The organism is Methylobacterium fujisawaense (assembly GCF_039619325.1).
GTDB lineage: Bacteria > Pseudomonadota > Alphaproteobacteria > Rhizobiales > Beijerinckiaceae > Methylobacterium > Methylobacterium fujisawaense.
On record NZ_CP155000.1, the window covers coordinates 1,351,168 to 1,368,489 of the forward strand.

Sequence of the window (17,322 nt, forward strand, 5' to 3'; positions counted from 1 at the left end):
GGGCCCGACTCTCGGTGGCCGGGTCTCGCTACGCCTGTCGCGCAGACTCTGCGGGAACGGAGGCCGGCCCGCAAGGCACGGGCCTCAGACGCCCCGACGATGCCGGCGCAATGTCGCCAGAGCGGTGTGGGGCAGAGCAGCGGCGATCAGCAGGCCCGCGGCGAGCGCGGCCTCCTCCGGTCGCATCGCCCGGCGCGGCCAGGGGCCGACGCCCAGGTCGCCGGCGAGGCCGATCAGGATCGCGCCGAACCACAAGGCCAGGAAGGCGAGCGCTCCGAAGCCGATCCGGCGCAGGCGCGGCCGCAGGGGCCGGTTGGCCGCGACCGCGAACAGCCCGAGGACGCCGTCGAACAGCAGGGCACCCACAGCGGCGCCGAGTCCGAAAGCCAGCCACAGGGGCTGATGGGTGAGGAACGCCATGCCGCCGGTGGCGAAGGCACCGCGCAGGATGAGGCCGCCGAAGGTGGGATAGAGCCCGGCGGCGAGAAGGGCGGCCGCCCCCGCGAGGCCGAACAGGACCCGGCGCGGGACGGAGGCGGGACCCGGCTCCGCCGCCGCGCGCGCGAGATGCCCCAGCCCGTAGACCAGCGCGAAGGCGAAGAGCGGGTAGCGGCCGATGAAGTAGCCGAAGACCCAGGGCTCGAGGGCCTCCGGCACGGAACCACGCTGGCTCAGGCCGGTGACGGCGACGAGCGCCAGGGCGGCCAACATGGCGAGTATCGGCCCGGCGGCTGCCAGGAGGAGGCCGCCGACGCGACCTCCGGACGTCCCGGCACCCGGATCGGCCCGATCGCGCGCGGCGTTGGCGTGTGCGGCCATGCTGAGATTACCCGGACCGGCGCGCGGCGTCTGGACCGCCGCGGCCGCCTTAGCGGGCCTCGTAATGGTCGCGAATCAGCCGGTCGAGGAGGCGCACGCCCCAGCCCGCGCCCCAGCTGCGGTTGATCTCGCTGGCGTTCGACGACATCGCGACGCCCGCGATGTCGAGATGCGCCCACGGCACGTCCTCGACATAGCGCTTGATGAACGAGGCCGCGGTGGCGGCGCCGCCGTGACGGCCGCCGGTGTTCTTCATGTCGGCGAACTTGGAATCGATCGCCTTGTCGTAGGCCGGGATCAGCGGCATCCGCCAGACCTTCTCGCCCGTCGCCTCGCCGGCGGCGTGGATGTTGCCCGCCAGCGTGTCGTCGTTCGAGAACATGCCGGCGATGTCCTGGCCCAGCGCCACGATGATCGCGCCCGTCAGCGTCGCGAGATCGACCAGCGCCTTCGGCTTGGTGCTTCGGATGACGTGGGTGATCACGTCGGCCAGCACCAATCGGCCCTCGGCGTCGGTGTTGATCACCTCGATGGTCTGGCCGGACATGGAGGTCAGGATGTCGGAGGGGCGGTAGGAGCCGCCATCCGGCATGTTCTCCACGATGCCGATGGCACCGACCACGTTGCAGCGCGCCTTGCGCGCGGCGAGGGCATGCAGGGCACCGACCACGGCGGCCGCGCCGCCCATGTCGCCCTTCATGTCCTCCATGCCGCCGCCGGGCTTGATCGAGACGCCGCCGGAATCGAACACGACGCCCTTGCCGATGAGGGCCACGGGCGGCTCCGCCGCGGGGCCGCCGTTCCAGCGCATGATCACGATCCGCGGCTCGCGGGCCGAGCCCTGCGCCACCGCGAGCAGCGCGCCCATGCCGAGTTCCCGCATCCGGGCCGGCTCCAGCACCTCGATCTCGACGCCGAGCTTGGCGAGTTCCGAGGCGCGGCGGGCGAATTCCGCCGGGAAGAGCACGTTCGGCGGCTCGTTCACGAGGTCGCGCGCCAGGATCACGCCGTCGGACAGGCTCCGGGCGCCCTCGCCCTCGCGGGCGGCCGCGCCGTGATCGGCGAGCAGCAGGGTCAGCGCGGTGACGGACTTGTCGTCGGCGTCGGGCTTCTTCTTGGTCTTGTAGCGGTCGAACGCGTAGGTCCGCAGGCGCGCGCCGAGGGCGAACTCGCCGGCCTGCGTCGCCGTGACCGTCGTGCCGGGCCAGTCGAGCACGACCCGGGCGGTCCGCCCCGCCACCTTGCCGGCGGTGAAGCCGCCGAGCGCCGGCCAGTCGGTCTTGGCCCGATCCTTCTCGGAGCCGAGGCCCACGACCACGAGGCGGTCGGCGCCGACGCCCGAAGGGGCCGGCAGCGTCAGGGCGCTGAGCGCGCGGCCCTTGAACTTCTCGGAGGCCGCGGCGCGGGCCACCAGATCCGCCCCGGAGGCGCCGAGCGCTTCCCGGGCCGCCGATCCGAGCGACAGGTCGTCGCCGACGAAGACCACGAGATCGCCGGATCCGCCGGGGCCCTGGCCGCTCTGCTCCAGGGGACCGAAACCGATCTCGATACCGTCCGCCATACCCGTCGCCCTGCCCGTTATCCCGGAGCCGTACTACGTACCCGCGCGCCATGGCGCGGGCCATCCGCTCTGTGTAGCCGCTGAGACGGAGAACGCAACGCGGCGTGACAGCCCTGGAATCGCCCCTTTTGTCGGGTCCCTGCCGCTCCGAGGGCGCAAGAGGATGGGACCATCATGCCGGATTTGAAGGATCCGGCACGACGGGCTCGAGCTTTGGATTCGCATCGTCTTTGCCCGAAAGCCGGCACAACCTTTCGGGACGATGCTGAAGCGGGACTGCCGGGCCGATGAGGCAGATCGAGCGCTACATCTTTCGGATCGCCCTGGGCGCCACCCTCGCCTGCCTGATCGGGCTGACGGGCACGATCTGGCTGACGCAGGCCCTGCGCGAGCTCGACCTCGTGACCGCCAAGGGCCAGACGCTGCTGGTCTTCCTCTTCGTCACGGGCCTGTCCCTGCCGACCCTCGTGGTGGTGATCGCCCCCGTCGCCCTGTTCATCGGCACGATCTACGCCCTCAACAAGTTGAACGGCGATTCCGAGCTGATCGTCATGTCGGCGGCCGGGATGCCGCCCCGCTCGCTCCTGCGCCCCTTCCTGACCCTGGCGCTGTTTGTCAGCTTCCTGGTGGGATTCCTGGTGGTGGTGGTGATGCCCGCGAGCTTCCAGGAGCTGCGCGACGTGATCACCCGGGTCCGCGGCGACTTCATCGCGAACGTCGTCAAGGAGGGGCAGTTCACCCAGCTCGACAACGGCATCACCTTCCACTTCCGCGAGCGCGGCCCGGGGGGCACCCTGAAGGGGCTGTTCATCCAGGACCGGCGTGAGGCCGGGAAGACGAAGGTCTACCTCGCCGAGCGCGGCAACGCGGCCGACGTCGAGGGACAGAGCTATCTGATCCTGGAGAACGGCAGCGTCCATCAGCAGCAGAAGGATTCCCGCGATTCGTCGATCCTGACCTTCGAGCGCTACACGATCGACCTCGCCGCCTTCGCGCCCCCGGATTCCGACACGATCTACAAGCCCCGGGAGCGATCGACGGCGCAGCTCCTGTTCCCCGACACGACCGAAGGCTACTATAAGCTGCAGAAGGGCCGGTTCCGGGCGGAGCTGCACGACCGGCTTTCCGCCTGTCTCTACCCGCTGGCCCTGGTCTTCATCGCCTTCGCGGCGCTGGGCGACCCACGCACGACACGGCAGGGGCGCGGCGTCGCGGTCGCCGGGGCGATCCTCGCCGTGGTGGCCCTGCGCATCGGCGGCTTCGCGGCGGTCAGCGCCGCCGCGCGCAGCCCGGCGGCCGTGGGGGCGGTCTACGGCGTGCCGATTCTGGCGATCGTGTTGTCGAGCCTCCTGATCTTCTTCGGACCGCGGGTCCGCGCATTCAACGCCGCCCTGACCCGCTTCGTGCGCGGCCTGTTCCGCGGCCCGCGCCTGGCGCCGGCGGCCTGAACCCGATGATGCTGATCGGCCCCACCCTCGGGCGGTATTTCGCCGCCCGGTTCCTCCGCACGGTGCTCGGCGTGTTCGTCACCGTGTTCGCCCTGGTCTACACCCTGGACTTCGTCGAGCTCCTCCGCCGCGCTGGCGAGGCCCAGGGCGCCTCCGCGGGGCTGATGGCGCAGCTCTCGCTCTATCGCACCCCCGCGGTGGCCGAGGGCGTCCTGCCTTTCGCGATCCTGTTCGGCTCCATGGCGGCCCTGCTCCAGCTCTCGCGCAAGCTGGAGCTGGTGGTCGCGCGGGCGGCGGGGATCTCGGCCTGGCAGTTCCTGCAGCCCGGCTTCTTCGTGGCCCTCACCCTCGGTGCGCTGGCGGTCGGCGTCTACAACCCGGTCTCGGCGCTGCTGAAGCAGCGCTCCACCGAGATCGAGGCGAAGATCTTCGCCAAATCCACCAAGGCGAGTTCGGGCAAGGATCTCTGGATCCGCCAGAAGGGCCTCGACGGCGAGGCGATCCTCCGCGCCGAGACCGCCATCGAGGGCACGACCACCCTCGCCGGCGTGTCGGTCTTCACCTTCGACGCGGCCGGCAAGTTCGCCGAGCAGCTCGTCGCGGCCCGCGCCACGCTGCACGACGGCTACTGGGAACTCTCCGATGTGCGCGTTCTCACACCGGACACACCCCCTGAGTCGTTCGACACCTACCTGATCGCCTCGAACCTCGACCCCGCACAGGTGCGTCAGGGGTTCACGCCCCCCGAATCTGTGCCTTTCTGGCAACTTCCCACAACGATCGCGCGGACCGAGCGGGCCGGTTTGGACGCCACCCGCTACCGGCTCCAGTACGATGTCCTGTGGGCAAGGCCGGTGCTGTTCGTGGCCATGGTCATCGTCGCCGCAACCGTTTCCTTACGGTTCTTCCGCTTTGGTGGTGTCGGAAAACTCGTGCTCGGTGGCGTCGCGGCCGGCTTCGCTCTCTACGTGGTCCGACAGATCATGGAGGGGCTCGGGGCGTCCGGACTCGTCGCCGCACCGGTGGCGGCCTGGTTCCCGGCCGTGGTAGGCAGTCTTCTCGGTACGCTCACGCTTCTGTACCAGGAAGACGGCTGACTTCCGCGAGCCTTCGCGGGACGGGAGACGGGTGTTGAGGTTGGTGGCGGCAGACGTCACAGGGGTTGGGACGCGCGTTGCGTAAGGTCGCCGACATCCTGCGGAAGGCTGGTTTCCGAGCTGTGCTGGCGCTCGCCGCGCCGCTGGCGGGGGGCCTGTCCGCCCATGCCCAGGGCCTGCCCGCCGTGACGGCCGGCAAGCCGGGCGACAAGCTCCTCGTCGAGGCCGACGAGCTGATCTACGACAACGACCACGGCACCGTGACGGCGCGGGGCAACGCCGAGTTGCATTACGGCCCGCGGACCCTGCAGGCCGACCGCGTGCGCTACGACCGGACTTCCGGCCGGGTCTTCGCCGAGGGCAATGTCCGCCTCACCGAGGCCGATGGCGGCGTCGTGACCGGCGCGCGCATGGAGCTCACCGACGACTTCAAAACCGGCTTCGTGGATGCCTTCCGCGGCCAGCAGACCGTCCAGCGCAAGTTCGAGACCGTGCGCACCCGGTTCTCCGCGCCCCGGGCCGAGCGCCTGAACGGCGAGCAGACGAGCTTCGAGTCCGGCAGCTACACGGCCTGCGAGCCGTGCAAGGACAACCCTGAGACGCCGCCGCTGTGGCAGATCAAGGCGAAGAAGATCATCCACGACAACGAGACCCACACGGTCTACTTCGACGACTCGACGCTCGAGATCGCCGGGATCCCGGTGGCCTACCTGCCGTATTTCGAGGCGCCGGATCCGACGGTGAAGCGCAAGACCGGCTTCCTGACGCCGCGCTTCATCACGACGACCGCCCTCGGCAACGGCGTGTCGCTTCCCTACTTCATCAATCTGGCGCCGAACTACGATCTGACGGTGACGCCGACGCTGCTGAGCCGGCAGGGCCTGCTCGCGCAGGGCGAGTTCCGCCAGCGGATCGACAACGGCTTCTACAACATCCGCCTGTCGGGCATCTCGCAGACGACGCCCTCGGCCTTCCTGCCGAGCCCCCTCGGCGCCGGCGAGCGCGATTTCCGCGGCTCGGTGGAGTCGCAGGGCCGGTTCTACATCAACCCGCGCTGGCGTACGGGCTGGGACCTCGTCGGCGTCACCGACAAGTGGTTCCTCGACAATTACCGGATCCGCAACCAGAACATCACCACGGACTATTTCCGTGAGGCGACCTCGACGGCGTACCTGATCGGCCAGGGCGACCGCTCGTGGTTCGAGGCGCGGGGCTACTACTTCAAGGGCCTGTCGAGCTTCGACTGGCAGAAGCAGCAGCCGATCGTCGCCCCGGTCATCGACTACGACAAGCGGGTCAACGGCCCCTCGGAGATCGGCGGCGAGGTGCGCTTCCAGGCGAACATCACCAGCCTGACCCGCGAGACCACGCAGTACCAGGGCCTGCCACGGACCTCGAGCTACCTGTTCTCGCCGAGCGTCAACGGCGTCAGCTTCCCGCTCTACCAGACCTGCACGGTCTTCCAGCGCGGCCTCTGCGCGATCGACGGGCTCGCCGGCACCAACACCCGCGCCTCCGCGGAACTGTCCTGGCGCCGCAGCTTCATCGACGACTGGGGCCAGAAGTTCACGCCGTTCGCGTATCTGCGCACCGACGCGTTCTTCACCAATCCGAGCTTCTCCGGCTACCAGAACGATCTCGCGCCGCAGGTGGCGAAGATCGACGACGGCTTCGCCGGCCGGGTCATGCCGGCGATCGGCCTCGATTACCGCTACCCGTTCGTCGCCAATTTCGGCGCGCTCGGCGTCCACACCCTGGAGCCGATCGGCCAGATCATCGCGCGCCCGTCGGAGACCCGGATCGGCCGCCTGCCGAACGAGGACGCGCAGAGCCTCGTCTTCGACGACACGTCGCTGTTCGAATGGGACAAGTTCTCGGGCTACGACCGGGTCGAAGGCGGCGTGCGCACCAATCTCGGCGGCCAGTACTCCGTCGTGACCCCGTCGGGCTGGTACGCGAACGTACTGTTCGGCGAGTCCATCCAGCTCGCGGGCGTCAACTCGTTCCGTCGCGGCGACATCGCCAATACCGGCCTGGATTCCGGGCTCGAGACGCAGCGGTCGGACTTCGTCGGCCGGTTCCAGGTCTCGCCGAACCAGAACATCACGTTCATCAGTCGTGCCCGGTTCAACCAGGCCGACTTCCACGTGGCGCGGTTCGAGACCGGCGTGACGGCACGGTTCGCGCCGTTCGCGCCGCTGACGCTGTCGGCCTTCTATTCCTACTACGAGGCGCAGCCGCTGCTCGGCTACAGCCATTACCGTGAAGGCGTCACGGCGTCCGCGACCTACAACATCACGCCGAACTGGTTCGTGTCGGGCTCGCTGCTCGTCGACCTCACGCACTACCTGGACGTGCGCAACACCTATACGGATGCCCTGAGCTCCTATCTGGCGAACCCGATCGGAACCGTGCCGATCTACCAGAATCCGGGGCGCTTCTATCTCTCGGGGGCGAGCTTCGGCGGCGGCTATCAGGACGAATGCACCACCGTCTCGCTGAACTACATCAATTCCCCGATCGCGACGGCCACCGGCGTCCGCGAGCGCAACCAGACCGTCCTGCTGCGGGTCGAACTCAAGACGCTGGGTGAGGCGGATCTGCGCCAGAACGTCGGCACCGCCACCACCGCGGACGGCATCGCCTCGGTGCGGTAAAGTCCCGCTCTCAGCGTCTGCGGGCCTCAGGATCCGTGGATCTGCGATCTCCGGCGGCTCGGACCCGTGGCGCCGAGGATGCGCCCGCGCCCCGCCGGCGCTATAGACCGCCCATGCCGCCCCTCGCCCTCACCCTCGGAGATCCTGCCGGCATCGGTCCGGAGCTGGCGCTCAGCGCGTGGCTCGGACGGGGCGGCGCGGAGCCGCTGCCGCCGTTCTTCCTCGTGGCCGATCCGGACTTCGTCGAGCGCCTCGCCCACCGCCTCGGCCGCCCCGTTCCGGTGGCCGAGGTCGATCCCGAGACCGCCGCCGAGGTGTTCCCGCGCGCCCTCCCGGTGGTGTCGCTGCCGAGCGGCGCCCGCGTCGCCGCCGAGCCGGGCGTGCCCGATTCCGTCAATGCCGGCGCGACCATCGAGTCGATCACGGCGGCGGTGGCGTTCGTGAAGGCCGGACGCGCGAGCGCGGTGGTCACCAACCCCATCGCCAAGTTCGTGCTGACCCGGACGGGGTTCGCCCATCCGGGCCACACCGAGTTCCTGGCCGCCCTCTCGGTGCCGCCCGGCCAGACGCCGCCCAGGCCTGTGATGATGATCTGGAGCCCGGAGCTCTCGGTGGTTCCGGTGACGATCCACGTGCCGCTGAAGGACGTGCCGGCTCTCCTCACCCAGGACCTCGTCGAGGAGACCGCCTTGATCGTCGCCCGAGACCTGCGCGACCGGTTCGGTCTGCCGGAGCCGCGCCTCGTCCTCGCGGGCCTCAACCCGCATGCGGGCGAGGCCGGGACGATCGGCCATGAAGACCGCGACGTCCTCGCCCCCGCGGTGGCGCGGCTGCGGGCACAGGGCATCGACATCCGCGGGCCGCTCCCGGCCGACACCCTGTTCCACGCCCGCGCCCGGACCGCCTACGACGTCGCCCTCGCGCCCACGCACGACCAGGCCCTGATCCCGATCAAGACCATCGCGTTCGACGACGGCGTGAACGTCACCCTCGGCCTGCCCTTCGTGCGGACCTCACCGGACCACGGTACGGCCTTCGATATCGCCGGTCAGGGCATCGCCCGGCCCGACAGCCTCGTGGCGGCTTTGCGCCTCGCTGATCGGCTGGCCGCCAACGCGGCGGTGCGACGCGGTCCGTTGGGCGGTGCCGAAATCATCCCGTTCAGCGTCTATGCCGGGCGGCCGCGATCCCCGGGCGCCCACCACTTCGACGCCGAGGACGAGCTGTGAGGGAGCCATCATGAGCGCCGGGGACGGTCTTCCGCCGCTGCGCGACGTCGTCGCCCGCCACGGCCTGGAGCCGAAGAAGGCGCTCGGCCAGAACTTCCTGTACGACCTCAACCTGACCGGGCGGATCGCCCGGGCAGCGGGTCCCCTCGCGGGTGTGACCGTGGTGGAGGTCGGTCCCGGTCCGGGCGGCCTGACGCGCGCGCTCCTCGCCGAGGGCGCCGCCCGCGTCGTGGCGATCGAGCGCGACCCGCGCGCCCTGCCGGCGCTCGCCGAGATCGCCGCCCATTATCCGGGACGCCTCGAGGTGGTCGACGCCGACGCCCTCGCCTTCGATCCGCGGCCGCTGGTGGGCGATGGTCCCGCCCGGATCGTCGCCAACCTGCCCTACAATGTCGGCACGGCGCTGCTCACCGGCTGGCTCGACGGTGAAGCCTGGCCGCCCTGGTGGGATCAGGCCGTGCTGATGTTCCAACGGGAAGTCGCCGAGCGCATCGTCGCCAGCCCCGAGGAGCGGGCCGATTACGGCCGGCTCGGCGTGCTCTGCGGCTGGCGGACCGAGGCCGAGATCCTGTTCGACGTGAGCCCTTCGGCGTTCGTGCCGCCACCGAAGGTGACGTCGAGCGTGGTGCGGCTTGTGCCGCGGGCGGAGCCTTTGCCCTGCCGCGCCGGTGCGCTGGAAGCCGTCACCCGCGCGGCCTTCGGCCAACGCCGGAAGATGCTGCGTCAGAGCCTCAAGGCGCTGACGCCCGAGCCCGGCATCCTGCTGGCCGCGGCCGGGCTCGTCGAGACGGCGCGGGCCGAGGAAATCCCGGTGGCAGGCTTCGTCGATCTGGCGAACCGGTGGGACGCGCACAGAAAAGCCGGCACCGCGGGGGCGGCGCCGGCTTGAAAGCCTGCACGGGGGCTCCGGCCCAGAGGCCGGAGCGCGGCGCAATCAGCGGGTCTGCTGGATCGCCGAGAGCACCCAGCCGCGCCCGGGCTGGCGGAGGAAGGTCCAGAGCTCCGTCGCCTCGGACGTATCCGTCGAGACGACGCGGCCGCTGGCCCGCTCCACCATCACGTCCTTGAGGGCGTAGCGCATCGCCACGGTGGCGTAGTCGGTGCGATCCTCACCCCAGGCTTCCGCAAGATCGCCCTGCAGCAGCTTCACGTCCGAGATCGTGTTCACCACGCCGCGGGCCGCGTTGTTGCGCAGCTCCTCATCGAAGTAGCCGACCATCTCGGGCGTCGACAGGTTGCCCAGCGTCACCCGATCCTCGCGGGAATAGGCATCCTGAACGTCGCCGAGCAGCCGCTCGAACGCCTGATAGTCGGCCGGGCCGATCTGGACAGGGCGTGTCTGCGGCGGCCGCTGGCCACCGCCGAACATGCCGGCGGCAGGGCCGGCCGGAGCAGCGCCCATCGGGCCGCGCGCGCCGGGCTCGTCGTTGAGCGACGAGCGGGCATAGGGGGCACCGGCGCCGGCCGGCTCGTTCCGGCGGCGGAAGAAGCGCAGGGCCAGCATCACCACGAGCACCACGAGCCCGACCTGGAACAGCAGGCCGATCATCGAGGCGAGGCCACCGAGGCCGCCGAAGAAGCCGCCGCCGAGGAGTGCGCCGATCAGGCCGGCACCCAGCAGGCCCGCGAAGAAGCCGCCGCCGAACCGCCGGCCGGGCGCGGCCGGAGCCTGCATGCCGGGGCTGCCCATGCCGGGGGACGGCGCGGTCTGCGAACGCTGCATGGTCATGCCGCCACCCGGGGCCGTCGGCGTGGCCGAGGGGGCCGTGTAGGTGCGCGAGCCACGGGATCCGAACGATCCGCCGCCGCCCGGACGGGCTTCCACGACGGGCGCCGCGACGGTCAGCGCAGCGGCCAGCGCCAGGAGGGCGGCCACACGCCGGCGGCGCGAAATCTCAGTAAACATGTACACGCCTCAGAGGACGAGAACCGAAGAGCGCGGAGCGCCAGTGACGATATGGGAACGGCCCGGCTCGGGTTTTAGTCCTGCCCGACGGCGCCGGGATGACGTTTTCCACGGGATCGCCCCCCGTCCATGGACGCGGTGAACGGCGATCCGGCCGAGCCGGGCACGCCGAAGGCCCGCTGCCCGGGGTTGCGTTGCGCCGCGCGTCGGACCCGGCGACTCAGTGGAGAGTGCGCTCGGGAGCCGCCGGAAAGACGAGGCGCACCTGGGTCCCCTCCCCGCTGCGGCTGTCGAGGGTGATGGTGCCGTTCTGGCGCTTCATCAGCCCATGCACGATCGCGAGGCCCGCGCCGCGCCCCGCCTCGTGACTGGTCTGAAACGGCGCCAGAGCCCGGGTGAGCATCTCGGGCGACATGCCCAGCCCCGTATCCCCGACCGCGATCCCGACGCTGCCGAGGCCCGGCTGCTGCAAGGACCGGTCGCCGGGATCGATCCGAAAGGTCGACAGAGTCAGCGTTCCCCCGGACGGCATGGCCTCGCAGGCATTGGCGACGAGATGCCGCAGGGCGAACTCAATCTGGGTCGGATTGCTGATCGCCCGGGGCAGGCCCGGCGTCGCCGCGACGGTGAGACGGATGCCGGGCGGCAGATCGGGCTCGAGGCGGCCTGCGAGATCCGCCACGATCGCGTCGAGGTCCACCGCCCGGACGTCGGGCGCGATGCGTCGGGAATAGGCCAGCAGGTGCCGGGTCAGGATCGCCGCCCGCTCGGTGGCGTCGGCTGAGCGGGCGATCGCCCGCTGGATGAACGGCTCCTGCCGGTCTCCGAGGCGACGTTTCAGCCCGTCGATGTAGCCGATCAGGATCTGCAGGAAGTTGTTGAACTCGTGCGCCACGCTGTTGGTCAGCAGCCCCAGTGCCTCGCGCTGGCGGGAGAGGGCGAGCGCCCCCTCGGCCTCGCGGCGCGCCGTGACGTCGAGGATCTGGCCGATGCGGTTGCGGGTGCCGGGAAGCGGCGCCGTGTCCAGATGGGCCCAGAAGGTGGTCCCGTCCGCGCGTGCGGCCAGGAATTCCTGACTCTCGGGGCCGGCGGGATCGAGCGCCGTCGTGCGATGGGCCAGCATGAGGTCCAGACCCTGCGCGGCGAGCCGCTCGGCCGGATACCCGGCGAGATGCTCCAGGGCCGGGTTGGCGTGGAGGACACGGCCCTGCGGATCGAGCAGGAGGCTGGGCGTCGGCAGCGCGTCGAGGAGCGAGCGGGCCTCGCCGCCGAGCGGCTCCCCCCTGGCCGCACTGTGATCCGTCCCGGGCTGCACCATGCTGCGTTCGCGCTCAGCGGATGCGGAAGGTCCGCGACGGGCCAGCGATAGCGATGAACGGCGTCATGGCCAAGCGCCGGCCGCCGTGAGCACCGTCTACTGGCGCACCCACATGACCCGCGCCATCCAGGCGATCTCGCCGAGATTCAGGACCCGGTCCTCGTGTTCGGGGTTCAGGGAGGCCAGCTCCACGGTCCGGGCCGTGCGCCGCTTCAACTCCTTGGCCAGGACCTCGCCGCCATGCAGGCGGACCACGACGCGGTCGCCCTTGCGGACGCTGGCCGTGGGCGACACGATCAGCACGTCGCCGTCCCGGAACAGCGGCAGCATGGAATCGCCCTGGATCTCCAGCGCGAAGGCCCGCTCCTCCCCGAGATCCGGAAACTCGATCTCCTCCCAGCCCGCGCCGCCGGTGGGCATGCCCTCGTCGGTGAACAGGCGGCCGGCGCCGGCCTGCGTCAGGCCGATCAGCGGAACCATGGTGCGGGCGGGAATCTCCCGCGCCTCGATGAGCCGCAGGAACTCGTCGAGGCTCGATCCGGTCGCAGCCAGGACCTTGGACACCGATTCCGTGGAGGGCCAGCGCTTGCGGCCGTCGGCGCCCACGCGCTTCGAGCGGTTGAAGCTCGTGGCGTCGAGGCCGGCGCGGCGGGCGAGCCCGGAGGCCGAGTAGCCGTGGCGCTCGGCGAGCCGGTCGATGGCGTTCCAGATCTGCTCGTGCGACAGCATCGCGGACTCGGAGGCTCACCCTCAGCGGGCCGGCACCCCCGTCTCACCAGCCGGGATCCGGCTGCCTCGGGGGCACGGAGACGGTTTGTCCGCCGGGTCCGTTCAAAACCCGCCGGGTACGCGCGGAGATACTTGACAATTTACTTTCCGGATCCGCTCTGCCGGTCCGGACAGGGCTGTGTGACGTCCAGCCTAGTTGTAGGAAAGTAGAACTACGGGCGTCAGATTGCAATCGCTCCTCGAATCGGCAGAGCGCATCGGTGTTGCCGTCGGCGCCCGGCGCCTCTATCGACGCGTCGGTTCCGGGGAGCTTCGATGCCGCTCATCTACAAGATCTGTCCGCGTGCCCTGTGGCGCGAGGCCGAGGCCACGGGCCAATTCACGGGGGCGCCGATCGATCGCCAGGACGGCTATATCCATTTCTCGACGGCCGCCCAGGTCGCCGAGACGGCCGCCCGACACTTCGCCGGACAGGACGACCTGCTCCTCGTTACGGTCGAGGCCGAGGCGCTCGGCGACGGCCTGCGCTACGAGGCCTCGCGGGGGGGCGATCTGTTCCCGCACCTCTACGGTCCGCTGCCGCTCTCGGCCGTGGTCGCGGTGGACGAAATGCCGCTGGACGGCGACGGGCGGCACGCGTTTCCGGCCGGGATCCTGCCGGCATGATCGACGCCGCCTTCCCGCTCGTCCGGCCGCTCCTCCATCGCCTTGACGCGGAGCGCGCGCACGACCTGACGCTGCGCGCCCTGGCGCTCCTTCCGGCGGCTGGCCCGCCGACGGACGACCCGCGGCTCGCCGTCGACCTGCTCGGGCGCCGCTTCCCCAACCCGGTCGGCCTCGCCGCCGGCTTCGACAAGGGCGCGCGCGTTCCCGACGCGTTGCTGAGCCTCGGCTTCGGCTTCGTCGAGGTGGGCGGGGTGGTGCCGCGACCGCAGCCCGGCAACCCGCGGCCGCGGGTGTTCCGCCTGACCGCCGACCGGGCGGTGATCAACCGCTTCGGCCTCAACAGCGAGGGGATGTCGGTGGTGGCCGGCCGGTTGCGTGCCCGCAAAGGCCGCTCCGGGATCGTCGGCGTCAACATCGGCGCCAACAAGGAGTCCACCGACCGCCTCGCCGACTACGCGGCCTGCACCGCCGCCCTCGCGCCGCTGATCGATTTCGTCACCGTCAATGTCTCCTCGCCCAACACCCCGGGCCTGCGCGACCTCCAGGGCGAGGCCTTCCTCGACGAACTGCTCGCCCGGACGGTCGAGGCCCGCAACGCGGCGGGTGCCGACGCGGCGATCCTCCTGAAGATCGCCCCCGACATGGCGTTGGACGCCCTCGACGCGGTCTGCGCAACGGCGCAACGGCGCGGCGTCCAGGCCCTCGTCGTGTCCAACACCACCGTGGCCCGTCCGGCGAGCCTCCGCGAGCAGGGCCTCGCTCGGGAGACCGGCGGGCTGTCGGGGCGGCCGCTCTTCGGCCCGGCGACCCGGATGCTGGCCCAGACGCGCCTGCGGGTCGGAGACACGATTCCGCTGATCGGCGTCGGCGGCGTGGACTCGGCGGAGGCCGCCTGGGCCAAGATCCGGGCCGGGGCCAGTCTCGTGCAGCTCTACTCCGCGCTCGTGTACGAGGGCCCGGGACTGGTCGGGCGCATCAAGGCGGGCCTGCTGGCGCAGATGGACCGGGCCGGCGTCACCAGCCTCGCCACGGTGGTCGGACGGGACGCCGCGGAACTCGCCCGCACCGCGTGAGAGGGGACGCGCCAGTTTAGAAAGGCTTTGCGGAGTGGGAGCTTAGCCTGTGCCCCATGCATGAGGGGCCTGCGCCCGCACGCCATTGTGAGGGACCTGGAGAGCCGCTTATCTCGCGTCTGCGAGACACGTCGCGTCAGCCAATCCAGGACGGTTCATGGCCCAATCTGAAGGGTCTTCCAAGCGCTCATCCGCCGCCGGCGGCTGGGGTGCTCTGAAGAGCTGCGGCAAGCACCTGCTCGGCAGCCGCGCGCCCCTCACCGGCGCCCGCGCGCTGTTGAAGGCCAACCAGCCCGACGGGTTCGACTGCCCCGGCTGCGCCTGGGGCGACCCGGAGCACGGCTCGTCCTTCGAGTTCTGCGAGAACGGCGTGAAGGCGGTCTCCTGGGAGGCCACCGACAAGCGCACGAAGCCGTCCTTCTTCGCCAAGCACACGCTGACCGAGCTGCGGGACTGGAGCGACTACGCCCTCGAGGGCCAGGGCCGCCTGACGCATCCGATGCGCTACGACGCGGCGAGCGACCGCTACCTGCCGGTGAGCTGGGACGCGGCCTTCGCGGAGATCGGCGCGACCCTGCGCGGGCTCGACCATCCGGACCAGGCCGAGTTCTACACCTCGGGCCGCGCCTCCAACGAGGCCGCCTACCTGTACCAGCTCTTCGCCCGGGCCTACGGGACCAACAATTTCCCCGACTGCTCGAACATGTGCCACGAGGCGAGCGGCGTGGCGCTGATCGATGCGATCGGCATCGGCAAGGGCACGGTCCTGCTGGAGGATTTCGAGAAGGCGGACGCGATCTTCTGCGTCGGTCAGAATCCCGGGACCAACCATCCGCGGATGCTCGGCGACCTGCGCCGGGCGGCCGAGCGCGGCGCCCAGGTCGTGGTGCTCAACCCGGTGCGCGAGCGCGGCCTGGAGCGGTTCGCCGATCCGCAGAACACCGTCGAGATGCTCCGCGGCTCGAGCCGCCCCATCGCCAGCCACTATCTGCAGCCGCGCTCGGGCGGCGACATGGCGGCCTTCCGGGGCATCGCCAAGATCGTGTTCGCCCGCGACGCCGAGGCCCTGGCGATCGGCCGGCCGTCGCTCCTCGACCAGGCCTTCCTGGAGCACCACACCGCCGGTCTCGACGCCTATCGGTCGGCGGTTGAGGCGACCTCCTGGGACGCGATCCTCGACCAGTCCGGCCTCACGATGGACGAGATCGCCGCCATGGCGGACGTCTATCTCGGCGCGCAGCGGGTCATCGCCACCTGGGCGATGGGCGTGACCCAGCATCGGCACTCGGTGGCGACGATCCGGGAGATCGCCAACCTCCTGTTCCTGCGCGGCCATATCGGCCGCCCCGGCGCGGGCCTGTGCCCGGTCCGGGGCCATTCGAACGTTCAGGGCGACCGCACGGTCGGCATCAACGAGCGCCCCTCCGCGTCCTTCCTGGACGCCCTGGAGCAGCATTTCGGCCTCGCCATGCCGCGCCGGCACGGTCACAACGTGCTCGCGGCGATCCGCGCCATGCGGGACGGCACGTCCAAGGCCTTCATCGGGCTCGGCGGCAACTTCCTGCGGGCGACGCCCGACACGCCGGTGGTGGCGCAGGCGCTGGCGTCGTGCCGGCTCACCGTCCACATCGCCACGAAACTCAACCACGCCCATCTGGTGCCCGGCGCGGTCGGCTACCTGCTGCCCTGCCTCGGCCGCACCGAGATCGACCGGACCGAAGAAGGCAAGATCCAGATCGTGACCGTCGAAGATTCGATGAGCATGGTCCACGGGTCGGGCGGCATCAACAAGCCGGCCTCGAAGGAGCTGCGGTCCGAGATCGCCATCATCGCCGGGATGGCGCAGGCGACTCTCGGCGCCTCCGCCATCGATTGGGCCGGCTTCGCCGCGGATTACGACCGGATCCGCGAGGCGATCGCCGCCACGATCCCGGGCTTCACCGGCTACAACACCCGCGTGCGCAAGCCCCGCGGCTTCATGCTGCGCAACCTCGCCGCCGAGCGGGTATTCGAGACGGCCACCGGCCGGGCCAATTTCTCGGCGGATGCCCTTCCGGCCGAAACCGAACATCAGGCCGCCCGGAAGGCCCGCGACACGTTCGTGCTGCAGACGTTCCGCAGCCACGACCAGTACAACACCACGATCTACGGGATGGATGACCGCTACCGCGGCGTCTACGGCGAGCGCCGCGTCCTGTTCGCCCATCCGGACGACCTCGCGGCGATCCGCGACCGGCTCGGCGAGCGCGTCGACATCGTGGGCACGCACGACGACGGCATCACCCGCCGCGCGGAGAATTTCCGCCTCGTGCCCTTCGACATGCCGCGGGGATCGCTAGCCGGCTACTATCCGGAACTGAACGTGCTGGTGCCCCTCTCGACCTTCGGCGAGAAGAGCGACACGCCGACCTCCAAGTCCGTGCTGGTGACCCTGCAGGCGCCCGTGGCCGCGTGAGCCAGGGCCCCGACGAGGCGGCGTTCGTCGCCGCCCTCGACCGGGTTTCGGCCGCTCATCCCGGCCTCGACCCGCTGTCGGCGGGTCTCCTGGCGGCGCTGGATCTCGGCCTGCCGGGCGACAGCCGCGCCTTCGCCCGCACCTTCGGGGTGGAGCACGCCCTCGTGCTGCGGTCGCTGGTCGGCCTGGAGGAGGCGGGGCTCGTCGTGGTCACGGCGCGCGATGGGCGCACCCAGCGGACGCGCTACGAATCCGCCGGGCGCGCCACGTGATGAACAAGCGCGGACCCGTCATCACGAGGGTCGCGCGATGACCCAGTCCCGCGCGACACGGCAGAGGGTGGCGCTGCGGGCTGGAAGACGGT

Annotated in this window: 14 protein-coding genes; 9 read left to right on the forward strand and 5 right to left on the reverse strand. The window is 70.8% G+C overall.

What is annotated here, in order from left to right; all coding sequences use genetic code 11:
* Positions 1-84 precede the first annotated feature (84 nt).
* Together ABC766_RS06475 and ABC766_RS06480 are read right to left on the reverse strand one after the other, a co-directional pair.
* Entirely contained in the window at positions 85-711 is a 627-nt protein-coding gene (locus ABC766_RS06475) for a hypothetical protein (protein WP_345821547.1), read from the reverse strand.
* A 157-nt stretch (positions 712-868) separates the two neighbouring features.
* Positions 869-2,380, reverse strand: a complete 1,512-nt coding sequence (locus tag ABC766_RS06480) for a leucyl aminopeptidase (RefSeq protein WP_043755661.1) — start codon at positions 2,378-2,380, stop codon at positions 869-871.
* Positions 2,381-2,667: 287 nt separating this feature from the next.
* Between ABC766_RS06480 and lptF the strand changes: the two genes are divergently transcribed.
* The 5 genes from lptF to rsmA all read left to right on the forward strand — a co-directional run bounded on the left by lptF (position 2,668) and on the right by rsmA (position 9,700).
* The gene (lptF, locus tag ABC766_RS06485; protein ID WP_345821548.1) at positions 2,668-3,828 is read left to right on the forward strand and encodes an LPS export ABC transporter permease LptF; all 1,161 of its coding nucleotides are present in this window, start codon (positions 2,668-2,670) and stop codon (positions 3,826-3,828) included.
* An 8-nt stretch (positions 3,829-3,836) separates the two neighbouring features.
* On the forward strand, positions 3,837-4,925 hold the full coding sequence (gene lptG / locus ABC766_RS06490; RefSeq protein ID WP_345822687.1) for an LPS export ABC transporter permease LptG: 1,089 nt from the start codon (positions 3,837-3,839) through the stop codon (positions 4,923-4,925).
* Positions 4,926-5,002: 77 nt separating this feature from the next.
* On the forward strand, positions 5,003-7,582 hold the full coding sequence (locus tag ABC766_RS06495; protein WP_051976088.1) for an LPS-assembly protein LptD: 2,580 nt from the start codon (positions 5,003-5,005) through the stop codon (positions 7,580-7,582).
* A gap of 113 nt (positions 7,583-7,695) precedes the next feature.
* On the forward strand, positions 7,696-8,811 hold the full coding sequence (pdxA, locus tag ABC766_RS06500; protein WP_345821549.1) for a 4-hydroxythreonine-4-phosphate dehydrogenase PdxA: 1,116 nt from the start codon (positions 7,696-7,698) through the stop codon (positions 8,809-8,811).
* Between the two features lie 10 nt (positions 8,812-8,821).
* Positions 8,822-9,700 carry a 16S rRNA (adenine(1518)-N(6)/adenine(1519)-N(6))-dimethyltransferase RsmA gene (gene rsmA, locus ABC766_RS06505; protein WP_053610020.1) on the forward strand — a complete coding sequence of 293 codons (879 nt, stop codon included), beginning with the start codon at positions 8,822-8,824 and terminating at the stop codon, positions 9,698-9,700.
* A gap of 45 nt (positions 9,701-9,745) precedes the next feature.
* Here rsmA and ABC766_RS06510 read toward each other — a convergent pair whose 3' ends face one another.
* The 3 genes from ABC766_RS06510 to ABC766_RS06520 all read right to left on the reverse strand — a co-directional run bounded on the left by ABC766_RS06510 (position 9,746) and on the right by ABC766_RS06520 (position 12,764).
* Positions 9,746-10,717, reverse strand: a complete 972-nt coding sequence (locus ABC766_RS06510; protein ID WP_043383225.1) for a TIM44-like domain-containing protein — start codon at positions 10,715-10,717, stop codon at positions 9,746-9,748.
* 220 nt (positions 10,718-10,937) lie between these two features.
* Positions 10,938-12,035 carry a two-component system sensor histidine kinase NtrB gene (locus tag ABC766_RS06515; RefSeq protein WP_345821550.1) on the reverse strand — a complete coding sequence of 366 codons (1,098 nt, stop codon included), beginning with the start codon at positions 12,033-12,035 and terminating at the stop codon, positions 10,938-10,940.
* A gap of 96 nt (positions 12,036-12,131) precedes the next feature.
* Complete coding sequence (locus ABC766_RS06520) at positions 12,132-12,764, reverse strand: S24 family peptidase (RefSeq protein ID WP_043355978.1); 633 nt, start codon at positions 12,762-12,764, stop codon at positions 12,132-12,134.
* Positions 12,765-13,079: 315 nt separating this feature from the next.
* On the opposite strand from ABC766_RS06520, the gene ABC766_RS06525 reads away from it, so the two are divergent.
* From ABC766_RS06525 to ABC766_RS06540, 4 genes are all read left to right on the forward strand, one after another.
* Positions 13,080-13,430, forward strand: a complete 351-nt coding sequence (locus ABC766_RS06525) for a DUF952 domain-containing protein (protein ID WP_287090464.1) — start codon at positions 13,080-13,082, stop codon at positions 13,428-13,430.
* On the forward strand, positions 13,427-14,503 hold the full coding sequence (locus ABC766_RS06530) for a quinone-dependent dihydroorotate dehydrogenase (RefSeq protein ID WP_345821551.1): 1,077 nt from the start codon (positions 13,427-13,429) through the stop codon (positions 14,501-14,503). Before ABC766_RS06525 ends, ABC766_RS06530 begins: the two co-directional genes overlap by 4 nt.
* A gap of 157 nt (positions 14,504-14,660) precedes the next feature.
* The gene (locus ABC766_RS06535; RefSeq protein ID WP_345821552.1) at positions 14,661-16,958 is read left to right on the forward strand and encodes an FdhF/YdeP family oxidoreductase; all 2,298 of its coding nucleotides are present in this window, start codon (positions 14,661-14,663) and stop codon (positions 16,956-16,958) included.
* Positions 16,955-17,230 carry a hypothetical protein gene (locus ABC766_RS06540; protein ID WP_345821553.1) on the forward strand — a complete coding sequence of 92 codons (276 nt, stop codon included), beginning with the start codon at positions 16,955-16,957 and terminating at the stop codon, positions 17,228-17,230. Before ABC766_RS06535 ends, ABC766_RS06540 begins: the two co-directional genes overlap by 4 nt.
* Positions 17,231-17,322 lie beyond the last annotated feature (92 nt).